This window comes from Lishizhenia sp. (genome assembly GCF_033720595.1).
Taxonomy (GTDB): Bacteria; Bacteroidota; Bacteroidia; order Flavobacteriales_D; family Crocinitomicaceae; genus Lishizhenia.
The window spans coordinates 1-20690 of sequence record NZ_JAWWCF010000029.1 but is presented as its reverse complement, the minus strand read 5'-3'; the positions used below and the strand labels follow the sequence as shown (position 1 = coordinate 20690).

At 38.1% G+C, this 20690-nt stretch carries 17 protein-coding genes; 5 read left to right on the top strand and 12 right to left on the bottom strand.

What is annotated here, in order from left to right; all coding sequences use genetic code 11:
* The 3 genes from R3333_RS03635 to R3333_RS03625 form a co-directional block, all read right to left on the bottom strand.
* Positions 1 to 1426: mucoidy inhibitor MuiA family protein (locus R3333_RS03635; RefSeq protein WP_318957281.1), on the bottom strand; the 1426-nt coding region annotated here is incomplete at its 3' end.
* Between the two features lie 50 nt (positions 1427 to 1476).
* Positions 1477 to 2493, bottom strand: a complete 1017-nt coding sequence (locus R3333_RS03630) for a radical SAM/SPASM domain-containing protein (protein WP_318957279.1) — start codon at positions 2491 to 2493, stop codon at positions 1477 to 1479.
* 268 nt (positions 2494 to 2761) lie between these two features.
* Complete coding sequence (locus R3333_RS03625; protein WP_318957278.1) at positions 2762 to 3853, bottom strand: peptidylprolyl isomerase; 1092 nt, start codon at positions 3851 to 3853, stop codon at positions 2762 to 2764.
* A gap of 99 nt (positions 3854 to 3952) precedes the next feature.
* On the opposite strand from R3333_RS03625, the gene R3333_RS03620 reads away from it, so the two are divergent.
* A complete protein-coding gene (locus R3333_RS03620; RefSeq protein ID WP_318957283.1) occupies positions 3953 to 5353 on the top strand; it encodes an MBL fold metallo-hydrolase in 1401 nt (466 codons plus the stop codon).
* Positions 5354 to 5402: 49 nt separating this feature from the next.
* Here the strand turns inward: R3333_RS03620 and R3333_RS03615 are convergent, their stop codons facing one another.
* From R3333_RS03615 to R3333_RS03585, 7 genes are all read right to left on the bottom strand, one after another.
* On the bottom strand, positions 5403 to 6614 hold the full coding sequence (locus tag R3333_RS03615; RefSeq protein ID WP_318957277.1) for a mechanosensitive ion channel family protein: 1212 nt from the start codon (positions 6612 to 6614) through the stop codon (positions 5403 to 5405).
* A complete protein-coding gene (dnaG, locus tag R3333_RS03610; RefSeq protein ID WP_318957275.1) occupies positions 6611 to 8707 on the bottom strand; it encodes a DNA primase in 2097 nt (698 codons plus the stop codon). Before dnaG ends, R3333_RS03615 begins: the two co-directional genes overlap by 4 nt.
* A gap of 2 nt (positions 8708 to 8709) precedes the next feature.
* On the bottom strand, positions 8710 to 9144 hold the full coding sequence (locus R3333_RS03605) for a hypothetical protein (RefSeq protein ID WP_318957274.1): 435 nt from the start codon (positions 9142 to 9144) through the stop codon (positions 8710 to 8712).
* Between the two features lie 69 nt (positions 9145 to 9213).
* Positions 9214 to 10185: a polyprenyl synthetase family protein gene (locus tag R3333_RS03600; protein ID WP_318957272.1), complete on the bottom strand. Its 972-nt coding sequence runs from the start codon at positions 10183 to 10185 to the stop codon at positions 9214 to 9216.
* Between the two features lie 310 nt (positions 10186 to 10495).
* Positions 10496 to 11371, bottom strand: a complete 876-nt coding sequence (locus R3333_RS03595; protein ID WP_318957270.1) for a DUF6089 family protein — start codon at positions 11369 to 11371, stop codon at positions 10496 to 10498.
* Positions 11372 to 11539: 168 nt separating this feature from the next.
* On the bottom strand, positions 11540 to 12418 hold the full coding sequence (locus tag R3333_RS03590; protein WP_318957269.1) for an NAD kinase: 879 nt from the start codon (positions 12416 to 12418) through the stop codon (positions 11540 to 11542).
* A 2-nt stretch (positions 12419 to 12420) separates the two neighbouring features.
* Complete coding sequence (locus R3333_RS03585) at positions 12421 to 13083, bottom strand: CBS domain-containing protein (RefSeq protein ID WP_318957267.1); 663 nt, start codon at positions 13081 to 13083, stop codon at positions 12421 to 12423.
* A gap of 66 nt (positions 13084 to 13149) precedes the next feature.
* Between R3333_RS03585 and R3333_RS03580 the strand changes: the two genes are divergently transcribed.
* Positions 13150 to 13866, top strand: a complete 717-nt coding sequence (locus R3333_RS03580) for a pyridoxine 5'-phosphate synthase (RefSeq protein ID WP_318957265.1) — start codon at positions 13150 to 13152, stop codon at positions 13864 to 13866.
* A gap of 22 nt (positions 13867 to 13888) precedes the next feature.
* Positions 13889 to 14650, top strand: coding sequence for an alpha/beta fold hydrolase (locus tag R3333_RS03575; RefSeq protein ID WP_318957263.1), 762 nt, complete (start codon positions 13889 to 13891; stop codon positions 14648 to 14650).
* A gap of 161 nt (positions 14651 to 14811) precedes the next feature.
* On the opposite strand, the gene metK is transcribed toward R3333_RS03575, so the two are convergent.
* A complete protein-coding gene (gene metK, locus R3333_RS03570; RefSeq protein ID WP_318957261.1) occupies positions 14812 to 16065 on the bottom strand; it encodes a methionine adenosyltransferase in 1254 nt (417 codons plus the stop codon).
* Positions 16066 to 16166: 101 nt separating this feature from the next.
* Between metK and tsaB the strand changes: the two genes are divergently transcribed.
* Entirely contained in the window at positions 16167 to 16841 is a 675-nt protein-coding gene (gene tsaB / locus R3333_RS03565; RefSeq protein ID WP_318957260.1) for a tRNA (adenosine(37)-N6)-threonylcarbamoyltransferase complex dimerization subunit type 1 TsaB, read from the top strand.
* A gap of 508 nt (positions 16842 to 17349) precedes the next feature.
* Here the strand turns inward: tsaB and R3333_RS03560 are convergent.
* Positions 17350 to 18498: a histidine decarboxylase gene (locus R3333_RS03560; protein ID WP_318957259.1), complete on the bottom strand. Its 1149-nt coding sequence runs from the start codon at positions 18496 to 18498 to the stop codon at positions 17350 to 17352.
* Between the two features lie 365 nt (positions 18499 to 18863).
* Here R3333_RS03560 and R3333_RS03555 point away from each other — a divergent pair.
* Positions 18864 to 20690 (top strand): hypothetical protein (locus R3333_RS03555; RefSeq protein WP_318957258.1); only part of this gene is annotated, 1827 nt, incomplete at its 3' end.

Sequence of the window (20690 nt, the reverse complement as noted above, 5' to 3'; positions counted from 1 at the left end):
TAACCTCCGCGTCTCTTCCAAAGGAGAGCTTAAGCGTGTCTGAGGTGTTTTCTGTGCTCAGGTAAGAAGATCCGATGTAGTTACCTCCAAAGTATATTTGTGTACTACCCGGTATTAGATCTAGTTTTTGCCATCCTGCTATGTTAGCGAGTAAATAGGCTTCTTTGGCAACTTTTGGCACAGCCATGTGCGAGAAATTAGCGTTTAATTCGTGTTTTTTAATAAGTACTGTATACGGCTTCATGTCTGAAGGCACAGAGAAAGGATATGCGATAGGAAAATCAACTGCAATTTGAGAGATGTTGATTGATTTTAAAGGAACATTTTGTTTGGTAGTTTGTGTTACCATTTCTTGCGCTGGACCAGCATTGTTGCCGTAACCATAGCTCCCGTTCACAACAACACCTTGGTTAGCGGCATCTGCTCTTCCCAATACATAAGTGTCGTAAGCACGTTGATTCATGTTTGAAATGTTCATTTTCGCTTTGCTTCTATTTTCAAATCGAGTAGAGCTCGTAGGTGCCATGTATCCAAATCTATTGTCTACGTTTTGGCGTTGTACCAAACTTTGATTCACCTGCCAAGTTTTTAAGACAGGTAGAGAAGCATCTAGATTCGGATCGTTGGTGGTTAAAATAAGGTTTATATTTTTCCAATCGTTTCCTGTATTGTTGTATACCTGAGCTTTGTAAAAAAAGTCTATAGGTTGATTGACATCCTGAGCAATTAAATCATAAGTAGCAGCCCAGCCACAATCTGATACCATGTAGCGCAAAGTGGCATTTAATTGGGTCTTTTGCGGAACATCAATTAAAATAATTACTTGGTTAGATCTTTCGTTTTCTTTAAATGTGATATCTGTTAATTCTCTTCGAATACGGTTGATTTCTAACAGATTCTCTGTTCTTTGGTAGTTGAGTTCGCTGAGTGCGTTATTGGCTTTCTCCAATCTTTCTCTATAAAAGTCAGCTGTTTTGCCTAGATCTTCTATACTGATACGCTCTGTAGAATTCCCAAAGTAATTGTTCTTCTTCAATACTTCGATTTCTGCGTTTATTCCTTGTTGTTTGTTGTTGATTTTATCGTTGGCGCGTTGAAATAATTGTAAAGAATCTTTGAGTTCATTCAAACGTTCGTTTAAATTTTCAACGGTGAAAAAGTCCATTTCGGTATTGGTCGAAACAATGGTGAAATCTTTATCTCCTGAAAACTGTAAACTCGATGGATCTGCATAGGCAGAGATACCTTTAAATACAATCTTATTTCTCCCTTGGGCTAAATCCAGTTGTGTATTTCGAGTAATCTCACCAGCCGTTAAATAGAGTTTAACATCACTAATGGTGGTTTTTACTTCCAGCACTTTTTCTTGGGCAAAAGTAGAGAGGGAAATACAGGTTAGAAGGAGGAGGGTGTTCAGTTTTCTCATGATGCAGTTTTTATTAAATGTAACAATTTAACGCACCAAAAGTTACTTTCTTATACCCAAACCTTAGCGCCTTCTGAGCAATTCTTGCAAATCTCTACTTGATTTCTTCCTGTAAAAACACTTTTTCTGAAATTTTGATAGGCTGGAGAATGCCAAATACGACGGAAGGGAGTAGAGGTCGCACAACCTAAAACATGCTTGGCGTCTTTATCAAAACAACAAGGAACTACTTTCCCATCCCATGTTAAAACTGTAGAACTCCACATACGCCAACATTTATTGGCTAATTTGTATTTGGGTTTGTATTGACCATTTTTTCCTTTTACATACCTACTGTATTTAGGATTGTCGGGCATCAATACATTGCCATTTTTGTAGTCGTATAGTTGAGCACTTTTTATTCTTACCTCATCAATTTCCATTTCCTTGGCCAATTCAAAAACCTTAGGAATTTCGTGTTCATTGGGTTTAACGGCTAAAAATTGAAAAATTAAATGAGGAGTACTCGAATTGAGTTTGCGTTTTGCTTCCACCAAAGCTTTGGTTCCAGCGATTACTTTATCGAGTTTTCCGTTTTTTCGGTATTGCTCATAGGTGTCTTGCGTAAGTCCGTCTATAGAAATAATGAGTCTGTCTAAACCTGAACTTACGATATCTCTTGCATTGCCTTCGGTAATAAAGTGGGCGTTAGTAGATGTAGCCGTATAAATACGTTGACGTTTGGCATCTTTGATTAACTGCAAGAAATTGGGGTTTAAAAAAGGTTCTCCTTGGAAATAGTAGTTTACATAAAACAACTGTTTACCAATGTTACGAAGCATTTGTTTGTTTTCTTCTACACCCAACTTTCCTGTTGAACGCGAAAACTGTTTGAGACCACTGGGGCATTCTGGACAACTTAAATTACAGGCTGTTGTAGGTTCTATGCTTGCTGCAAATGGAAGTGCAGTGGCATCGAACTTTTTAAAGAGTTTCGCACGTTGGTAAGAAAGGCCCAATTTCATCAAGTTCCAAAACCTGTTGATCGTTAAATGACGAAGTATGTTTATGTTGTCTGCTACATTCATTGGGGGCAAATATCAAACAATGCCTTCAAATAATCATTCTAAATTTCGTTTCAAATTAGCAAGTGTAATGTTGTTAACCGAATTGACTTGGCTTGGTTGTTTGCATGACACTTCATTCGTGAAATACCTGACAAATTGAAGTGTAGGTTGTTAAAGAACTGACATTAAAAAGGGCCTGCGAAAAGCAAGCCCTAAGTATATTTTATAATTTTTTACTCTAGGTTCCCGAGCGGAGTCGAGGGACTAGGATAATAATCAATTTTCAATTTTATTGAATGTCCACCAAACTCACGCTGAAAATTAAATCTGCGTAAGGACCAATACCTGGTCTACCTTGCGCTCCATACGCCAAGTAGTAAGGAATGTATACTACGAGTTTACTTCCCTCTTTAGAAAGCGCTAATGCTTCATCGAAACCAGGAATCATTCTTTGAACAAGGTAGTTCACAGCAATGGGTTGGTTTCTATCGTAAGATGAATCGAATTTATCTCCGTAGAAGTGGGTACCAATGTAGTGTACTTGTAGTCTGTCACCTCTTTCAGGACTCTTTCCAGTACCTTCGTCTAATACAGCATACATTAAACCTGAAGCAGTTTGCACAGCAGTGCTGTCTTTTTCTAATACGAGAGTCTTGAAGTATTCCTTGTATTCATCGATGTTCATGCTTTTACATTTCTGAATACGCGCCATATTTTGTTTTTGTAACTCTGCCTTTCTTTTTTGCTCTTCCTCAAACAAGTATTTACGTTTTTCGTATTCAACCTTAAAGGTTTTTGTAGCATCAAACTTACGTGCTTCTTTACCTACACGAATAATTTTCATCTCTACAATCGTATCTCCCTTTTGGGTTTGGTCTACGATATCTTGTCCAACCACTATGTGTCCAAATACAGTATGGATACCATTTAAGTGTGCTGTACTTCTGTGGGTAATAAAGAATTGACTTCCGTTGGTGTTTGGTCCAGCATTGGCCATAGACAAAACTCCGGCGTCGTGGTGTGTTAAACCATTGTCCGTTTCATCGTAAAAACGGTAACCAGGACCACCTGTACCATTTGCTTTAGGATCACCTGTTTGTATCATGAAGTTGTCAATCACACGGTGAAAGATTAAACCATCGTAGTAAGGTTGATCAAATTCTATGGTATCGAAAACGGTTAAATCTCCTTCAGCCAGACCTACAAAATTAGCCACCGTAAGGGGAGCTTTTTCATATTCTAAGTTCAAAAGCATCACACCTCTATTGGTTTCAATTTCGGCGTAGATACCATCTTCTAACTTAAAGTTGGGAATTTTTGTACTTACACAAGAAGTAATTAATAATGAGATAAGTGCTATTGCAATTATTCTGAATGTCATATAAATTGTTTTTTGTCAATATTGCCCTAAAATTATCGAAATCTTCTTTCCATTGTGAAGAAAAAACGCAAATTTTGTAAACCACAGAAAATGGAACACATGAAAATTGAACAAATCTATACGAAATGCTTGGCTGAAGCGGCATATTACATCGAGAGTAATGGAGAAGCAGCAATTATAGATCCTTTAAGAGAGACACAACCTTATATAGATATGGCGACGGAAAACGGAGCAAAGATCAAGTATATCTTTGAGACGCATTTCCACGCTGATTTTGTATCGGGTCACATAGATTTGGCAAAGAAAACGGGAGCGACTATCGTTTACGGTCCAACAGCCACAACAAACTACGACGTTTTAGTAGCAGAAGACAATCAGATTTTTGAAATAGGTGATGTGAAAATTAAAGTATTGCATACACCCGGACATACACCAGAATCTTCAACTTTCTTGTTGATAGATGAAAATGGAAAAGAACATGCTATCTTTTCTGGAGATACTTTGTTCTTGGGAGATGTAGGTAGACCAGACTTAGCTATTAAAGGAGATTTAACGCAAGAAGATTTGGCAGGAATGCTTTTCGATTCTTTGCGCAATAGAATTATGCCTTTAGGAGATGATGTAGTAGTATACCCTGGACACGGAGCAGGATCTTCTTGTGGTAAGAACATGAGTTCAGAAACAGTTGGAACTTTAGGTGAGCAGAAAGCAACGAACTATGCGTTGAGAGCTGATATGACCAAAGAAGAATTTATCAAAGAAGTAACTACAGGTATTCTTCCTCCGCCACAATACTTCCCGAAAAATGCACGTATGAACAAAGAAGGATATACGAGTATAGATGAGGTGTTAACAACAGGTACGAAAGCATTGACTTTAGAAGAGTTTAATACGGAAGTTGAAAAAGGAGCCTTAATTTTAGATGTAAGAACACAGTTTGATTTCATCAAAGGATTCATCAAAGATTCTTTATTTATTGGAATCAATGGAGCATTTGCAATGTGGGTTGGAGCTTTGATAGAAGATATCAATCAACCTATTGTTTTAATTGCACCTGAAGGAAAAGAAGAAGAAACAGTTTTACGTTTAGCCAGAGTAGGATACGACAATACAATTGGATATTTGAAAGGTGGTGTTGAAACAGCTCGTGAAGGAGGTTTAACTATTGAGACGTTAAAAAGTATTTCTGCGGAGGAATTGGCTGAGAATATTGATCAAGTAAATGTAGTGGACGTACGTAAGCCAGGAGAATGGGAATCTTCTCACTTGGAAATGGCAGATCACTATCCATTGGATTATATCAACGAACAATTGGATGTATTGGATAAAGATGCTACGTACCACATTCACTGTGCGGGTGGTTACCGAAGTGTAATTGCTATTTCTATTTTGTTGAGAAATGGATACGAAGCTGAGAATTTGATTGATGTAGCCGGAGGTTACGGAGCAATTAAACAAACGAGTTTACCAAAGTTGGAAACGGCTTGTGCAAACGCATAAACGTATAAATCTATAGATATAAAAAAGCCCCGTTCATTCGGGGCTTTTTTTATCGATTATCTTTTCTAAACGGTTCGTTGGGATCTATGGGTCTGTCCTGAATTGGCGAAACAAAACTAATTTCTTCTTCCTTCCTTTCAGCAGCAGGATAATGCAATGTACGTTGTGGGAAAGGAATGGTAATGTTGTATTCTCTGAATAGTCTATCTATTTCAAAACGGATGTCAGATTTAAACTTTTCTATCTCCCAGCTTTGATCGGCCCAGAACACCAAGTCCATTTCAAGGGCATTATCTCCAAAGTTCAACAAGCGCACAAATACAGGATGCGTTTTCTTTACTTTAGGATGCGATAAAGCAGCTTGTTTTAAGAGGTCTCTTACTTGTTCTGTATTGCTTCCATAAGCTACACCCACTGGAATGGAGAAACGTGTTAATTCGCTCCCTAAACTCCAGTTGTCAACGTTTTCTTGCGTAAGCTTTGAGTTCGGAATAATTAGGGTGGTTCCTTCTCGCGTTTGAATTTTCGAAGTCCTTACATTTATATTGAGCACTCTTGCAATAATTGGCTTGCTGCTGGCATTGTCTTGTATCTCAACAATATCACCTACTTTGATGGTGCCTTCGAACAATAAGATTAAACCTGAGAAGAAGTCTCTAAAAACATCTTGCAAACCAAGTCCTAAACCAACCAATAAAGCGGCCCCCCCACCAATCAATATATCGAGGTTTAAGCCTATCATTTGCAGGGAAATGATTCCCGCAAAAATATAAATGATGTACTTGGTTAATTGAACATATACATATTCGGTTCCTTCATCGAAATCGGGGTTGTTTTTAAACCTTCTCGACAGGAGCAATTTAATGATGTTCACCGCCAAACGCGCCAGTACCAGTGTGATGATAATTAAGAATACGTCAACGATGCTGATTTTTATCTGCTTAACTTCAATAAGATTATACTCCATGAAAGCTCCCAGGGAGATGTTCTTACCTTCGTTTAAATCACCTACTCTAAAGACTTGAAAGGCAACGACGAATGTGATAAGGAAAAGGACTTGACTGAGGATTCTAAGAATAGTTACCTTCTTGTTTTCGATTCCTAAATTAGACCTTTTGATAAAGCGTTTAACGTACTTCTTTATGATTTTATCAATGATAAAACCGACTCCAAAAATCAGTAGCCATAACAAAATCATCTCTAGGTTCGCTCTATACGCACCGAGAGGGAATGACCAATCGAAAATGGATAACAAACTCATAAAATTATTCTTCCCAGTTTTGTAGCAAATTTACCTTTTACTTTTTCCAAAGCCATTTGTTCGGCCAATAAATCCATCATATTTTCATCACCCAGGTTGGAGTCGTTCTTAAAGATATCCCTTATTTCATCTATCCTTTCATTTATTTTACAAATCTTGAAGGAATAGAGTGCTCCTAACACAGCTTGATTCAGTCTATGTATTTCTTGGTTGATGTCTATGTTATGTTTTTCCATCCAGTGCCTGCTTAGTTCAAAAGGACTTGATTCAATTTCAGAAACTACGCGAACAATGTCTTGGTCATCACTTCTTAAAAAGTGTTTTACTCCGTAAAGTATGTTTTCATTTACTCCTTCTTTAAAAACATTGTAGATTTTAGAGAGAATAGGAGATGTGAAGTTCAATTCATCGCGTTCTACTTCGTATACAATAAGTTCTATTACTGAACTTTCAACGGTTTCGGTTTGACCCAATTCGTCTTTATGTTCACTCTCTATTGCACGCGTACCGTATTTTAAAAGGATACGAATGAGGTCTAATTCATTGGCGTAATACTTTTCCTCTTTCAGCGGTTGCGGCGTTCTTACTGAAGTCCCTCCACCTTGGGACATCATTGCCTCATCGGGCATGTCAGGAAAAGGAGCATCAAAGAAATCATCCGGTGGCATGTCCTCTGGCATTTGCGCCTTTTGAGGGGTAGGTTGCTGAGTAGGCGTTGCCTTTTGCTGTGTCTGAGGTGGGCGTTGTTGCGCACGTTGCGCAGCTTTTGCCGCTTGCTGTTGATGTTTACCACGAAGCTTGTTAAGTTCTATTAACAAGGTTTGCTCGGGCATTTCAAAACGCGTAGCTGTATTTTGCAAGTACACCTGACGTGTAATAGAATCAGGGATGAGTGCAATAGATGCAACGATGTCTTTAATCAACGTAGCTCTTTTTAGCGGATCATCTCCACCTTCTCCCAACAACAAGTCTGTTTTAAACGAAACAAAATCTTGTTTGTGTTGGTCTATGTATTCTTGTAGTTCTGTTGAACTTACTTTTTTAGAATAGGAATCTGGGTCGTCTCCATCAGGGAAGAGAACTACCTTTACGTTGAGTCCTTCCTCTAAAATAAGATCTATCCCTCTAAAACTGGCTTTGATTCCAGCAGCATCACCATCGTATAAAATCGTAATGTTGTTGGTGTAGCGCTTAATTAAACGAATTTGACCCGTTGTTAAACTCGTACCTGAAGAGGCTACAACATTTTCTATTCCCGATTGATGTAAACTGATAACATCTGTATACCCTTCTACCAGGTAACAGTTGTCGTACTTTATCATATCTCCCTTGGCAAAGTACAATCCATACAACACTTCACTTTTGTTGTAGATGATACTTTCTGGGGAGTTAAAGTACTTGGCAATTTTTTTATCACTCTTCAGTGTTCTACCACCGAAACCTAAAGTTTTACCAGAAACACTGTGGATAGGGAACATTACTCTTCCTCTAAAGAAATCGAAGGTTCTTCCATCTTTCTCTTTTGTTAAACCAACCTGCTTGAGGTATTTGAGTTGATATCCTTTTTCAAGGGCAACATCTGTAAGAGATTTACTGTTTTGCGGACAAAACCCCAATTGGAATTTTTTAATAATATCGTCTCGCAAACCTCTTTCCCTAAAGTAGGAGAGGGCTATTGCTTTACCTTCGTCACTTTCGTGCATGTGTTCCACAAAGAAATCTTTGGCAAAATCATTCACGATGTGCAAACTCTCACGTTCGGTAAGTTGTTCTTGTTCTTCCGGTGTTAAGGGTTTTTCTTCGGGTAACTCAATATGGTATTTATCCGCTAACCAACGCAGGGCCTCTGGATAAGAGAAATGCTCCTTTTCCATTAAGAAGGTAACCACCGTACCCCCTTTACCGGTAGAGAAACATTTGAATATTTGTTTGGCTGGTGAAACAATGAAAGAGGGTGTTTTTTCATCTGTGAAAGGACTTAAACCTTTTAGTGAAGAACCTGCTCTTTTCAAATTCACAAATTCCCCAATCACCTCCTCAATGCGAGAAGTTTCCATGATTTCATCTATGATATGTTGGGGGATTCTTGCCATAATTATTTTTCTTCGTCGTAATTAACAATTTTGTGAATAGATCCGTCTTGAAAGTAAAACTTCCATTCACCTACCGTGCTGTCGTTATCGTATTCACCTTTGTAGTTTAACATACCGTTAGGGTAGTAAACGATGGTATGACCATGACGTTTTCCATGACGGTAAGTAGTGATGCTTCTATCTTTTCCGTTTACATCAAAAAACTTCCAAACACCGTGACGTTTTCCGTCTTTATCTAAGCCACCTTTTATTTTAATCTGTTGGTGACCTTCGTACCATTCTTGATAAATATTATTATCCGTGGTGTCCTTCAATGGAAGATTCGCCAAATCAATTGTTTTTTCAGCTTTGTTTTCCGCTACTTTTTCTGTAGAATCTCCACACGCCATAAGTGTGGTTGCAAGGATGACTGCAGTAAAATATTTAAGATGCTTCATGTGTACTATTTTCAATGCAATTATTAAAAATCAAACTTAAGAAAAAAGAAGAAGAGTTGGATATGAATACTACTTTTCACGGGTGATAGTGTACTCTACTAAACCAAGTATTGAGTCCTTGGCAGGTGAGGAGGGAATATCCTTCAAATACTCCAATGCTTCATCTTTTAATTTTAACATGCGTTGGTAAGCGTAGTCAATACCACCATGTTCTACCACCAATTGTACAGCACGTTGTACTTTTTTAGGTTTTTCATTGTGTCTACGTACGATATTAAGCAATTCATTACGCACTTCTTTTGGAGCTGTATTCACCACATAAATTAGCGGCAGTGTCATCTTGCGTTCTCTAATATCTATACCCGTAGGTTTTCCAATTTTACCCGGAGTACCATAATCGAAAATATCATCTTTAATTTGGAAAGCTAAACCTATCAATTCTCCAAACTTACGCATGTTTTCTGCCTGATCTTCACGTTGAACGGAAACAGCACCAGCTTCACAACAAGAAGAAATTAAACTTGCTGTTTTCTGACGTATTACTTCAAAGTAAACTTCCTCAGTAATATCGAGTTTACTTGCTTTTTCTATTTGTAGTAATTCACCCTCACTCATTTCTCGAACCGCACGCGCTACGATCTCAAGAGATCTGAATTTCTTGTTTTCTATAGAAAGAAGTAAAACTCTTGAGAGCATGTAATCACCTACTAAAACGGCGATTTTGTTTTTCCACAAAGCGTTTACTGAGAAGAAACCACGTCTTTCATTGGCATCATCAACAACGTCATCATGTACTAAGGTTGCTGTATGTAAAAGTTCTATGAGTGAAGCAGAGTTATAGGTGTCATCACTTATCTTCCCCAGCATTTTAGCAGTAAGGAACAAAAACATAGGACGCATTTGCTTCCCTTTACGTTTTATAATGTAAGTAGTGATTTTATCTAAAAGCGGAACCTTTGATTGCATCGTTTGCTTGAAACGAATTTCAAATTCATCTAATTCGCTTGCAATAGGAGCTTTTATTTCTTTTACCGATAACATATACTGGTGGCAAAGATAAATTTAATTCATAATGGAGAATTAAGAATGATGAATTATTTAGAAGGAGGGGAATTTGGGTTACATTTTTTATTCAAAGATTCAACAATTCAAAGATTCAACAATTTGAAGATTTGAAGGATTTGTCTCTCGGCTCCGCTCGAGAACCTGTTGTGGTTTGTTTGTAATGATTTGAATATGCGGTTATCTCTCAGTACGACACAATTCGATACATTTATTTAAGTATAGATATTAGGTTTCCGAGCGGAGTCGAGGAGCCGAAACTGAAATTTCTCGCTTTCTAAACTGAATTTTACAAATTCTTCCACCAAATGATGTGGCGGTTTCTTTGCTCGGTTCTAAATGAACAGGTTCTCGGACTACCAAGTTTAAAGGTAAGACCTATACCGAAATTACTGTACCAGTCTTTTGTGTTTGGGTTCCCTCTTTTACTTCCCGTAGGATTTAATGTTGTACTTCTGTCTGCAAATGCTGCAGCCAAGTCTCCGTTTCGAGCACCCAATGCAATGTTGTCTACATAAATATCTCCTACATCATCAAGGTAGTCGGTAAAGGTTTTGCGAATCCCATATTCTAATGTAACGGCCGCTTTCTTACCCAAGTTAATTTTAAATCCAAAGCCCATAGGAACGATAAGCTGCATGCGATTGTAGTAATCGTTACCACTAAGTTCTGTACCCTGACCTTCTGTACCTAAAGGTTGTAATTCATGGAGTTCGCCATTTAATTCAGCTTTAGGGTTAATGCGTGCCATACCTAGTTGGGCAAACATGAAAGGAGTGGCATAGTATTTTTTGTTTCCAATTTTGTAGTTGAAGTAATTGAATTCAAACCCAAGAGCTCCTTCAAAAATGGTGCTTTCGAAACTTAAATTTCTGTTGAGTTGGTAGTCGTTATTGGCCAATGAATCGTAAGCCTCAACTTTTCCATACATCAGAGAAACACGTAGTGCAACTCTAGAATTATAATTGTGACGAAAGATGATAGCTCCTGAAAGATTGGTGTTGTTGAAATGTCCAAATCTGTTCAAATCGCCGATGTAGTAACTCCCACCTACGGTAAAACCTAACTCAGATTTCGACCAAAAATGATCGTGCTGGGCATAGTGTTTTAATGGGAAAACCACTAAAAGTAAAAGCAATGTGAAAATGCGAGCTACTTGATTCATAATTCTAAAGCACAAACGTACTACAAATCGTTTTATTATTCAACTCTGAAAAGAGACAAAATAGTAGTATGATATTAGATAATTAAAAGCAAAAAAAAAGACAAACTCAATGTTCATCCTTTTCAAAACTTCTAGAATTCTAGACCTCTAGTGGTCTAGCTATCTAAACTAATTTCTTTTGTCCATTCCCCACATCATCTTCGCACGAATGGTATCTAAGAAGTTATTCTCTTCAAACTTCACTACGTTAATCATGAACTCTGCTTTCTTCACCGTAACTTCAGTTCCATTTTTAATGGGTTTAGAAATAGAGTCTAATGACATTAAGTAAGACCTATCTCTACCTTCAACTTGAAGTTTAATGGGCATGTGATCGGGAACCACAACAGGCCTAACGTTTAAATTGTGCGGTGCAATAGGGGTAAGAATGTGTACCTGACAACCTGGAGTAATAATCGGTCCACCACAACTCAAAGAGTAGGCTGTAGAACCTGTAGGCGTACCTACAATTAAACCATCTGCCCAGTATGAATTTAAGTATTTCCCTTCCAAACTTGCGTGGACGGTAATCATGGATGAAGTATCCTTTTTGTGCAAGGTCAATTCATTCATGGCTAAATTGTCCTCACCAAAAATATTGTTTGCTGTTTCTACGCGCAACAAAGATCTGCTCTGGTGAACATATTTTTTATCTTTCACCTTTTGCATGGCCTCGTCTAAACTTTCTTCGTTTACGTTGGCTAAGAATCCTAATCTACCGGTGTTAATACCTAAAATAGGAGCACCGCTTGCGCGCACATAACTTACCGTTCTTAAGAATGTACCATCACCTCCGATAGAAACCGCTAAGTCTATACCCGTAGCTAAATCAAAATGAGAATTGAATTCGTCAAAATGATGACCCATTCCCACCTTTTTAATCAATTGTTGTTTGAAGTCAGAATGAACAACGGGTGTCCATCCAAAATCATTTAAAATATTGAAAAACTTGGCGTATTGAGGGATGTGTTGTTTGATTAACTTACGGCAATAAACGGCAACTTTCATACTTATATGTTGAGGTAATTGATCAATTCGTCGTACCTGTTTTTTAAATCCTCGTGATACGTGTTCTTTTGGTAAGAAGCTTTCACGATGTAGTCATAACGCTCTAACGAACGGATAATTCTACCCAATTCTGTTTGGTTAATTTTAAGCGTTACTTCAAGTTTTGTAGAATTTGGTAAAGTGGAAACATAAGCACTTAAAATTCTAGCGTTATCAGATTCAACGACTTGTGCAATGTGTGCCAAAGAATAATCATGCTGAGCGACTTCTATTACGATGATGCCTCCTACTTCCTTCATGCTACCTGTATCGGCGATGTGTTGCATTAAACGTTTTATGTCAATTACTCCTAAGTAATTTTCATGGTCGTCTAACACAGGAACAGTGGTTATTTTTTCATCGGAAATTTTTGCCAGAATCTCGTAAATATGCGTGTGCTGCTTTACGTAAGGGCGAGGTAAATGATCAAATAATTCATCCAAACTCTTTTCGATATCATTTCTGTCGAGGATGATCTCTTCAGAAACTAAACCCACAAAGTTATTCCCTTTCAAAACTGGCAAGTGCTCAACTTTGAATTCTTCCATCCATCTTAAGGCTGTTTCTCCTGAATCAGAGTGTTTTAATGGAGGAATTTCTTCTGTTATTAATTCTAATGCAATCATTGTCTTGTGCCAATGTAGTTAATTTGGTTCAATGTATATAACTTTGGAAACACAAAATTAGTACCTATGGCGACGAAATTAAGTGTAAATGTCAATAAAATAGCAACTTTACGTAATGCTCGAGGAGGAGATGTTCCGAATGTTGTGCAGGTTGCAAAAGATTGTGAGTCCTTTGGAGCAGATGGAATTACCATTCATCCAAGACCCGATGAAAGGCATATTACAACCCAAGATGTTTACGATTTAAAAAAGGTAGTAACTACCGAATATAATATAGAAGGTTACCCCGATGAAAGGTTTATGCAGTTGTGTAAAGAAACGCTGCCAGAGCAAGCTACTTTAGTACCCGATCCTCCACACGTATTAACCTCTAACGCAGGATGGGATACGATTAAGCAACAAGATTTTTTAAAGGAAGTTATTGCCAAGTTGAAGTCGTGGGGAATTAGAACATCTATTTTTATTGAGACAAATGTTGAACTTATCGAACATGCTGCAACTACGGGTGTTGATAGAATAGAATTGTACACAGGACCGTATGCAGAGGAGTATGCAGAGAATAAAATCGAAGCCGTTGCTCCCTACGTAAAGGCGGCCCAAAGAGCTCATGATTTAGGTTTGGGAATTAATGCCGGACATGATTTGAGTTTAGAAAATTTACAATTCTTTAAGCAGAGTTTGGTGCAGTTAGACGAGGTTTCTATTGGACATGCCCTGATATCAGACGCACTTTACTATGGATTAGAGAATACGGTACACATGTACAAACGTTTGTTAGATTAAGCATATAAAAAAGCACATAGATATGAAATTGCATTACAGGAAAATGGGAGAGGGTGCGCCCTTTATTATTTTGCACGGACTCTTTGGTTCGTCGGATAATTGGCAAACTCACGCCAAGCGCCTGTCAGAATATTTTGAAGTTTATTTAGTAGATCAACGTAATCACGGACATTCGGATTGGAGTGATGCGTTTAATTACGACCTTTTAGCAGAGGATTTAAAAGAACTGATCGACGACGAAGGAATAGAAGATGCCTATATTTTAGGACATAGTATGGGTGGGAAAACAGCGATGTTTTTTGCTCAAAAATATCCAGAACTCATCGAGAAATTGATTGTCGTGGATATGGGAATTAAGAGTTACCCTTCACATCACGGACCAATTTTAGAAGGGTTAAACGCCTTAGATTTGGATGTGATTAAAACAAGAGGGGCAGCAGCCAAAGAAATGGCCAAATACGTCGAAAATGAAGCGACGCGTATGTTCTTGTTGAAGAATTTGTATTGGAAGGAAAAAGGACAGTTAGGATGGCGTATTAATATTCCTGTATTAGAAGCTAAAATGTCAGAGATTTTGGTGCCACTTCCGAAAGGAGAATGTTTCGTACCTACTTTGTTTATGCGCGGAGGTTTATCGGGCTACATTTTAGAAGAGGATTATGATAGCATACACGAAGCTTTTCCGGATAGTGAAATTAGAACCATAGAGAATGCCGGACACTGGATACATGCCGAAGCTCCGAAAGAATTTATGGATGAAGTATTGGGCTATTGTTTAAGGTAGTAGATTAAATTTCTAGAAAATAAAAGTAGAAGGATGGGCGTTAAGTTCATCCTTTTTTTGTTTGAGAAGTCAATGCTCGATATTCACATGTGTTTATAAAATTCAAGCATAAAAAAAGGCCTCCATGTGGAGACCTTTTCATTTTCGATATTATTAACAAGTTAACATCCGAAAACTTCTTTAATCTTATCTACGAAGTCCAATTTCTCCCATGTGAAAGTCTCAACTTCTTTAGTCACAGTTCTGCTTCCAGAGTTGAAAGTAACTGTTTTAATTTCTGATTTTCTTCCCATGTGACCGTATGCAGCAGTTTCGCTGTAAATTGGCTCTCTTAATTTTAATCTTTTTTCTATCGCAGCTGGACGTAGGTCGAAAATCTCAGAAACTTTCTGAGCAATCTCTCCATCGTTCATGTCTACTTTAGAAGTTCCGTAAGTATTCACGTAAACTCCCATAGGCTCTACTACTCCAATTGCGTAAGAAACTTGTACCAATACCTCAGAACATAATCCTGCAGCTACTAAGTTTTTAGCGATATGACGTGTAGCGTAAGCCGCAGATCTATCTACTTTACTTGGGTCTTTTCCAGAGAAAGCACCACCACCGTGAGCTCCTTTACCTCCGTAAGTATCCACGATAATTTTTCTACCTGTTAATCCAGTATCTCCGTGTGGTCCACCGATTACGAATTTACCTGTTGGGTTAATGTGGTATTTAATATCGTCGTTGAATAACTTTTGAATTTCCGGCTTCAATTGTGCTTTAACGCGTGGAATTAAAATGTTAACGATGTCAGATTTAATCTGTGCTAACATTTTTTCTTCGTCTGCATCAAAGTCATCGTGTTGTGTAGAAACAACGATAGCTTCAATTCTTTGTGGAACGTTATCATCACTGTACTCAATCGTTACCTGTGCTTTTGCATCAGGACGTAAGTACGTCATGTCTTTCATTTCTCTTCTCAATGCAGCTAACTCGATCAATACCTTGTGAGATAGATCTAATGCTAACGGCATGTAGTTTTCAGTTTCGTCTGTTGCGTATCCGAACATCATACCTTGGTCTCCAGCACCCTGTTCTTCTGGGTTATCTCTGTCAACTCCACGGTTAATGTCTTCAGATTGTTCGTGAATCGCCGAAATTACAGCACAAGATTTTGCGTCGAATTGGTATTCACTTTTTGTATATCCTATTTTAGCAATTACGTCACGTGCAATTTGCTGCACATCTAAGTAACTGTCAGATTTCACTTCTCCAGCCAATGTTACTAGACCAGTTGTTACTAGCGTTTCACAAGCCACTTTTGAATTAGGATCAAATGCTAAAAAATGATCTATAAGTGCGTCTGAAATTTGATCGGCAACTTTGTCTGGGTGCCCTTCAGAAACTGATTCTGATGTAAACAAATATGGCATTTCCTGTTATTAATTTTTAAATAGAAGCGCTAAAATAATAAATGTTCAGGATAGAAAAGAATTTCGTGTAATTTTCGGTGAAGAAAATTTATTTTTGTGCTATGGCATACATTCTTCATTTAGAGACAGCAACCAAAGTTTGCTCTGTAGCATTGTCTAACAATGGCAAGCTTATAGAGGTGATAGAGACGGAAGAGGACGGGTACACACACGCAGAAAATTTGACGGTTTTTGTGGAGCAAATTTTAAGTAATGCGAAGCTAACTCCCAAAGATTTAGCAGCTGTTTCGGTAACGAGCGGTCCGGGTTCTTACACCGGTTTAAGAATAGGTGTTTCTACCGCCAAAGGATTGTGTTATGCATTGGGTATTCCATTAATCGCTGTAAATGCACTAGAAGCAATTGCTGCTCAGGGGCATGAGCTTCATCCCACAAAAAACATATGTGCCTTAATTGATGCACGTAGAATGGAAGTTTTTGCTGGGATTTACGATATAGAAATGAAAGAGTTAAAAGCCATTTCTGCAGATGTGATAGCGGAAGATACCTATAGTGATTTTGAGAATTTATTGATTTGTGGAGACGGTGCTGAAAAATTGCAAGAAATCTGGAAGGATAGAAATTTGGAATTTGATGTGCGTATTAAATCTTCAGCGAAGGGGCATGTACAAAAAGCTTTTGAAAAATTCCAAGCCGAGCAATTTGAAGATGTAGCTTACTTTGAACCTTTTTATTTGAAGGATTTCGTGGCGTTGAAATCGAAGAAAAGAGTGTAAGTTCTTGTCTAGAAATCTAACCTATATTTTTCCCATAGGTGTAGCTTGCCCTTTACGGCCATCGCATTTTTTTGAACTTGCACATTGTGTAATGATTAAACCGAGTGCGATAAAGAGAAGTATGATGCCTAGTTTTTTCATGGTTTAGATTTTACGGTAAAACGCGTTTAAATGCTTTGGTTACAAGATTTACGTTTGAAAGTAGATAACGGATTTTGTTGGAGGGATATTGCATTTTAAACAAGGAGGTTTCTGCATAGTAGTAGGGTAAGGAGTATATTCAAACAGGGGGAGAAGTGGCAGGCTTTGAAAGAGTTTGACGTGAACACGCTTTAAGGTATAGCGACTTTAGAAGCTATGCTAAAAAGCAATGTGAGAACTGCAAAATATTTTGAAGACTATAGCGGATGACCCGGCCGTTTGCCAAGGAAAGATTTGTTCGTCAAAAAAAAGGATGAACGTAATGCTCACCCTTTTCTAAATATCTATACGTCTAACGGTCTAAGAACTAAAAATCAAAAGCGTATTCTTCTTCTTCATTTTGGTCTGCCATCGTTAAGTCTTCAATGAACGCGTCAATTTGTTCCTTACTAACATTAGGCATACAAATGATGTGAGATATGTCTCCTTCTGTAGCCAATTGCCATTTGTTTTTAACGGAAGCGGGTGTTTTGGGCATCACCACAGTAATACTGTTAGGGTTTCTCCAAGCATTTACACCTATTTCTTGTAGACGCTGTTCACAGTAACGTGCTGTTTCTAAACTCTTTTCGTAACGCGCTTTGAGTCCGTCTACCCCCATTTTTTTAATAGCGTACCACAAGAAAAGTGGACCATGACCATTTCGAGATCCCGTAATTGTTGTATCTAAAGAACCGATGTAAGCAATACCATTTGAGATTCTATCGCGGATTGATTTCTTGGCAACGATTACCCCACAAGGCATAGGTGAACCAATAAATTTATGTCCGGAAATAGAAATACTATCTATACCATCTTTAAAATCGAAAGCAGGTTTAGGATCCATAAAGGCACCGTAACTTCCAGAAAGTGCGCCATCAACGTGAATGTAATGATCGTGAATGGCCAAGTTCTTTAAGATAGATTTAATTCTACCCACGTCATCTTTGGCTTCTTTCATGGTTGTACCAAAAGTTGAAAGTACGATAACCGGTTTATGGCGGTTCATTCTTACCGTATTTTCGAAATCTTCGTAATCCATTTCTCCATTTTGCGTTGAACGGATTACGATGCTTGGGATATTTAAAAGGTGTAAGTTTTTCTTTACCGAGTAGTGGGTAGACTCCGAATAGTACACCATTCCTTTCGGATACATTTCGCGTGCTAAATAAAGTCCGTACAAATTACTTTCTGAACCTCCATTGGTTACGTATCCCCAATAATCTTTTGGGTTCGCTCTAAATAGTTTTGCAAAGAAAGCCACTACCTCACGTTCTAATTCGTGGGTTTGTACTTTGTAGGTACAATCCTCAAAGGGATCTCCCAGGTTGTTGATAGGGTATTGTAAAAAGTTAAGGATTTCAGAGTAGTCGAAATCTTTAGAAACCGGGTATCCCAAAAAAGAATCTCTCGCACCTTTTACGGCAATTTCTAACTGCTCTAATTTTTGTTTATCCTTCTCACTAAAACCTGACATGTTCTCCTAATTTTTTGCAAAAGTACTGAAATCTTTGGAGGTGCTCTCATCCTTGTTTTGAAAATGTAATTTTGGTGAGATGACAGGTCGAATTTTTAGAAGGGAGATGAGGTTAGAAAGGTATAATTTAGAAGGGAGGTTTTGTTTTTTTTAGGAGTTAACCCCTAGTGGGTATAAGGGTTTTACCTTGGCTGTGATGTGGTGTTTTACGGTTTGTGAGATGTTACGAATAACATAGTTTTGGGTTGTTTTGTAATGTTTGTCAAAAAACTGGAGTTGTTAAACTAATAAAATGGGTAGTTGGTAACATTTTTAAGTATTCATATGTCAAGTAAAGTACATTTGAGCCGAAAATTTTCACTGCTATGTTAAAATACCTTAGAGCTATTTTTGTTCTATTCCTACTACAATTTACCAACTTTTCTTTTGCCCAAACTAAGGGGATGATTTTTGAACCGGCTACCGGAGGTGGTGCGGCAATTTTAGATCCGAACGGGGATGGTTATGTATCTGCGTCCACAACAGGTTTTGTTAATAATGACAATGCAGAATCAGAAATTCCTTATGTACCTTTTGTGTTTCCAGGTATGGAACCAACGAGTGATATTCGAAATGGAGCCAATTGTGGTTTTACGGATTTCGTGGATTCTGGAAATGAAGATCCGGCGCTTCAATATGTAGATGCCAACAACAATTGGTTGTTTAGGTTGAGGATGGGAAGTGCAAGTACCAATGCAAAAAGTTACAGCATTTTAATAGATACAGATGGACTTTTTGGAAATTCAGGAGCGGATGCAGATCCAGATTATAGTTCTAGCAACCCAGGGTTTGAGATTGAAATAGTATTGGCTACAAAATTTGGAGTTTATGTCTATGACGTAGATGGTACTCCGAATTGTACTCCTGTTATCTCATATCTAGGAACAACCCATTATCAGAAATCTATTGCTCATTCGAATATATGTAATCCCTACAATTATTTTCTAGATTTTTACGTTGATTTTGATGATATCACTGCGCAGTTTGGTGTTACTTCAACCTCCAATATGAGATTAGCCATAGTAGATAATATGGCGGCTAACAAATCAACTGTTTGTAATACATCCTCAGCTTCAGATTTAGGAGGTACGGATGGAAGTTGTGGGACTTTGGCACAGTGTTATGAAACCATAGTAGAAAATCAAGGTCCTTGTTCTTTGGATGATATTAATGCAGGGAACTGTAAAGATAGAACAGCTTGTCCAACTTTAGATTCTCCAATTGCTTTAGGAGCAACAAGTGTATCGGGTCAAATCAACGAAGCAGACGGGACTTCAGTGGCGGTATATAAAAATGGTGGTCTTATCGGTACTGCGAACAGTATTGGAGGAGTTTGGGAGTTGACAGGAATTTCACCTTCTCTTGCTGCGAATGATTCGATAGTTGCAGTGGCTACAGCAGTAGATAAAAGTATATCTTATACAGATTGTAATTTAGAGGTTGTAGGTGCAGTTTGTACTGATCCTATAGTGAGTGTTACCGAATGTAACGCGAGTAAGGCTTTACAGGGGGTCGGTATTCCTGGTGCGCAGATTAAAGTATATGAAGGGTTTAGTATTACAGAAACGAATCCTCAAAGTGGTAACTTGTTTACAAGTGGATCGCCTTTTAATACGATTACTGTTGATGGTTTTGGTGATTTTTTATGGAGATGTTTAGGAGGGAGTGCGGCAGGACAAACCACGAGTTGTACTTCTGGAGGAGGTCCTTGTTTAAATGATGGGAACTATCGAGTGACACAAACTGTTTCTGGTCAGTGTGAATCTGAGCCCGTGTGGATTTGTGTAGGTTTGAACAATACAACTGAAACACCTACGATTACTACCTTATCTCCTGATGAGTCTACAACAAGTATTTCAGGAACCATGCCTGCTCCCGATAATATAGCTACCGATGTAGAAATTTTATTGTTTATCAATGGAGAGCAAGCGGGGTATACAACCACAACTTCTGGGGGGAATTGGACAGTTCCTGGATTAACTCTGAGTGCATGTGATACCATTACTGCACAGGCTATACGAAATGGATCCTCTGCTAAATGTGTTTCCCTTGAGAGTTCATTTGTCATTGTTGCCGGGGATGCAAGTTATGCACCTGAATTGAATGATGAATTTTGTGTAGCATCATGCCTGGCTGGCCTTCGGGGCGCTGCT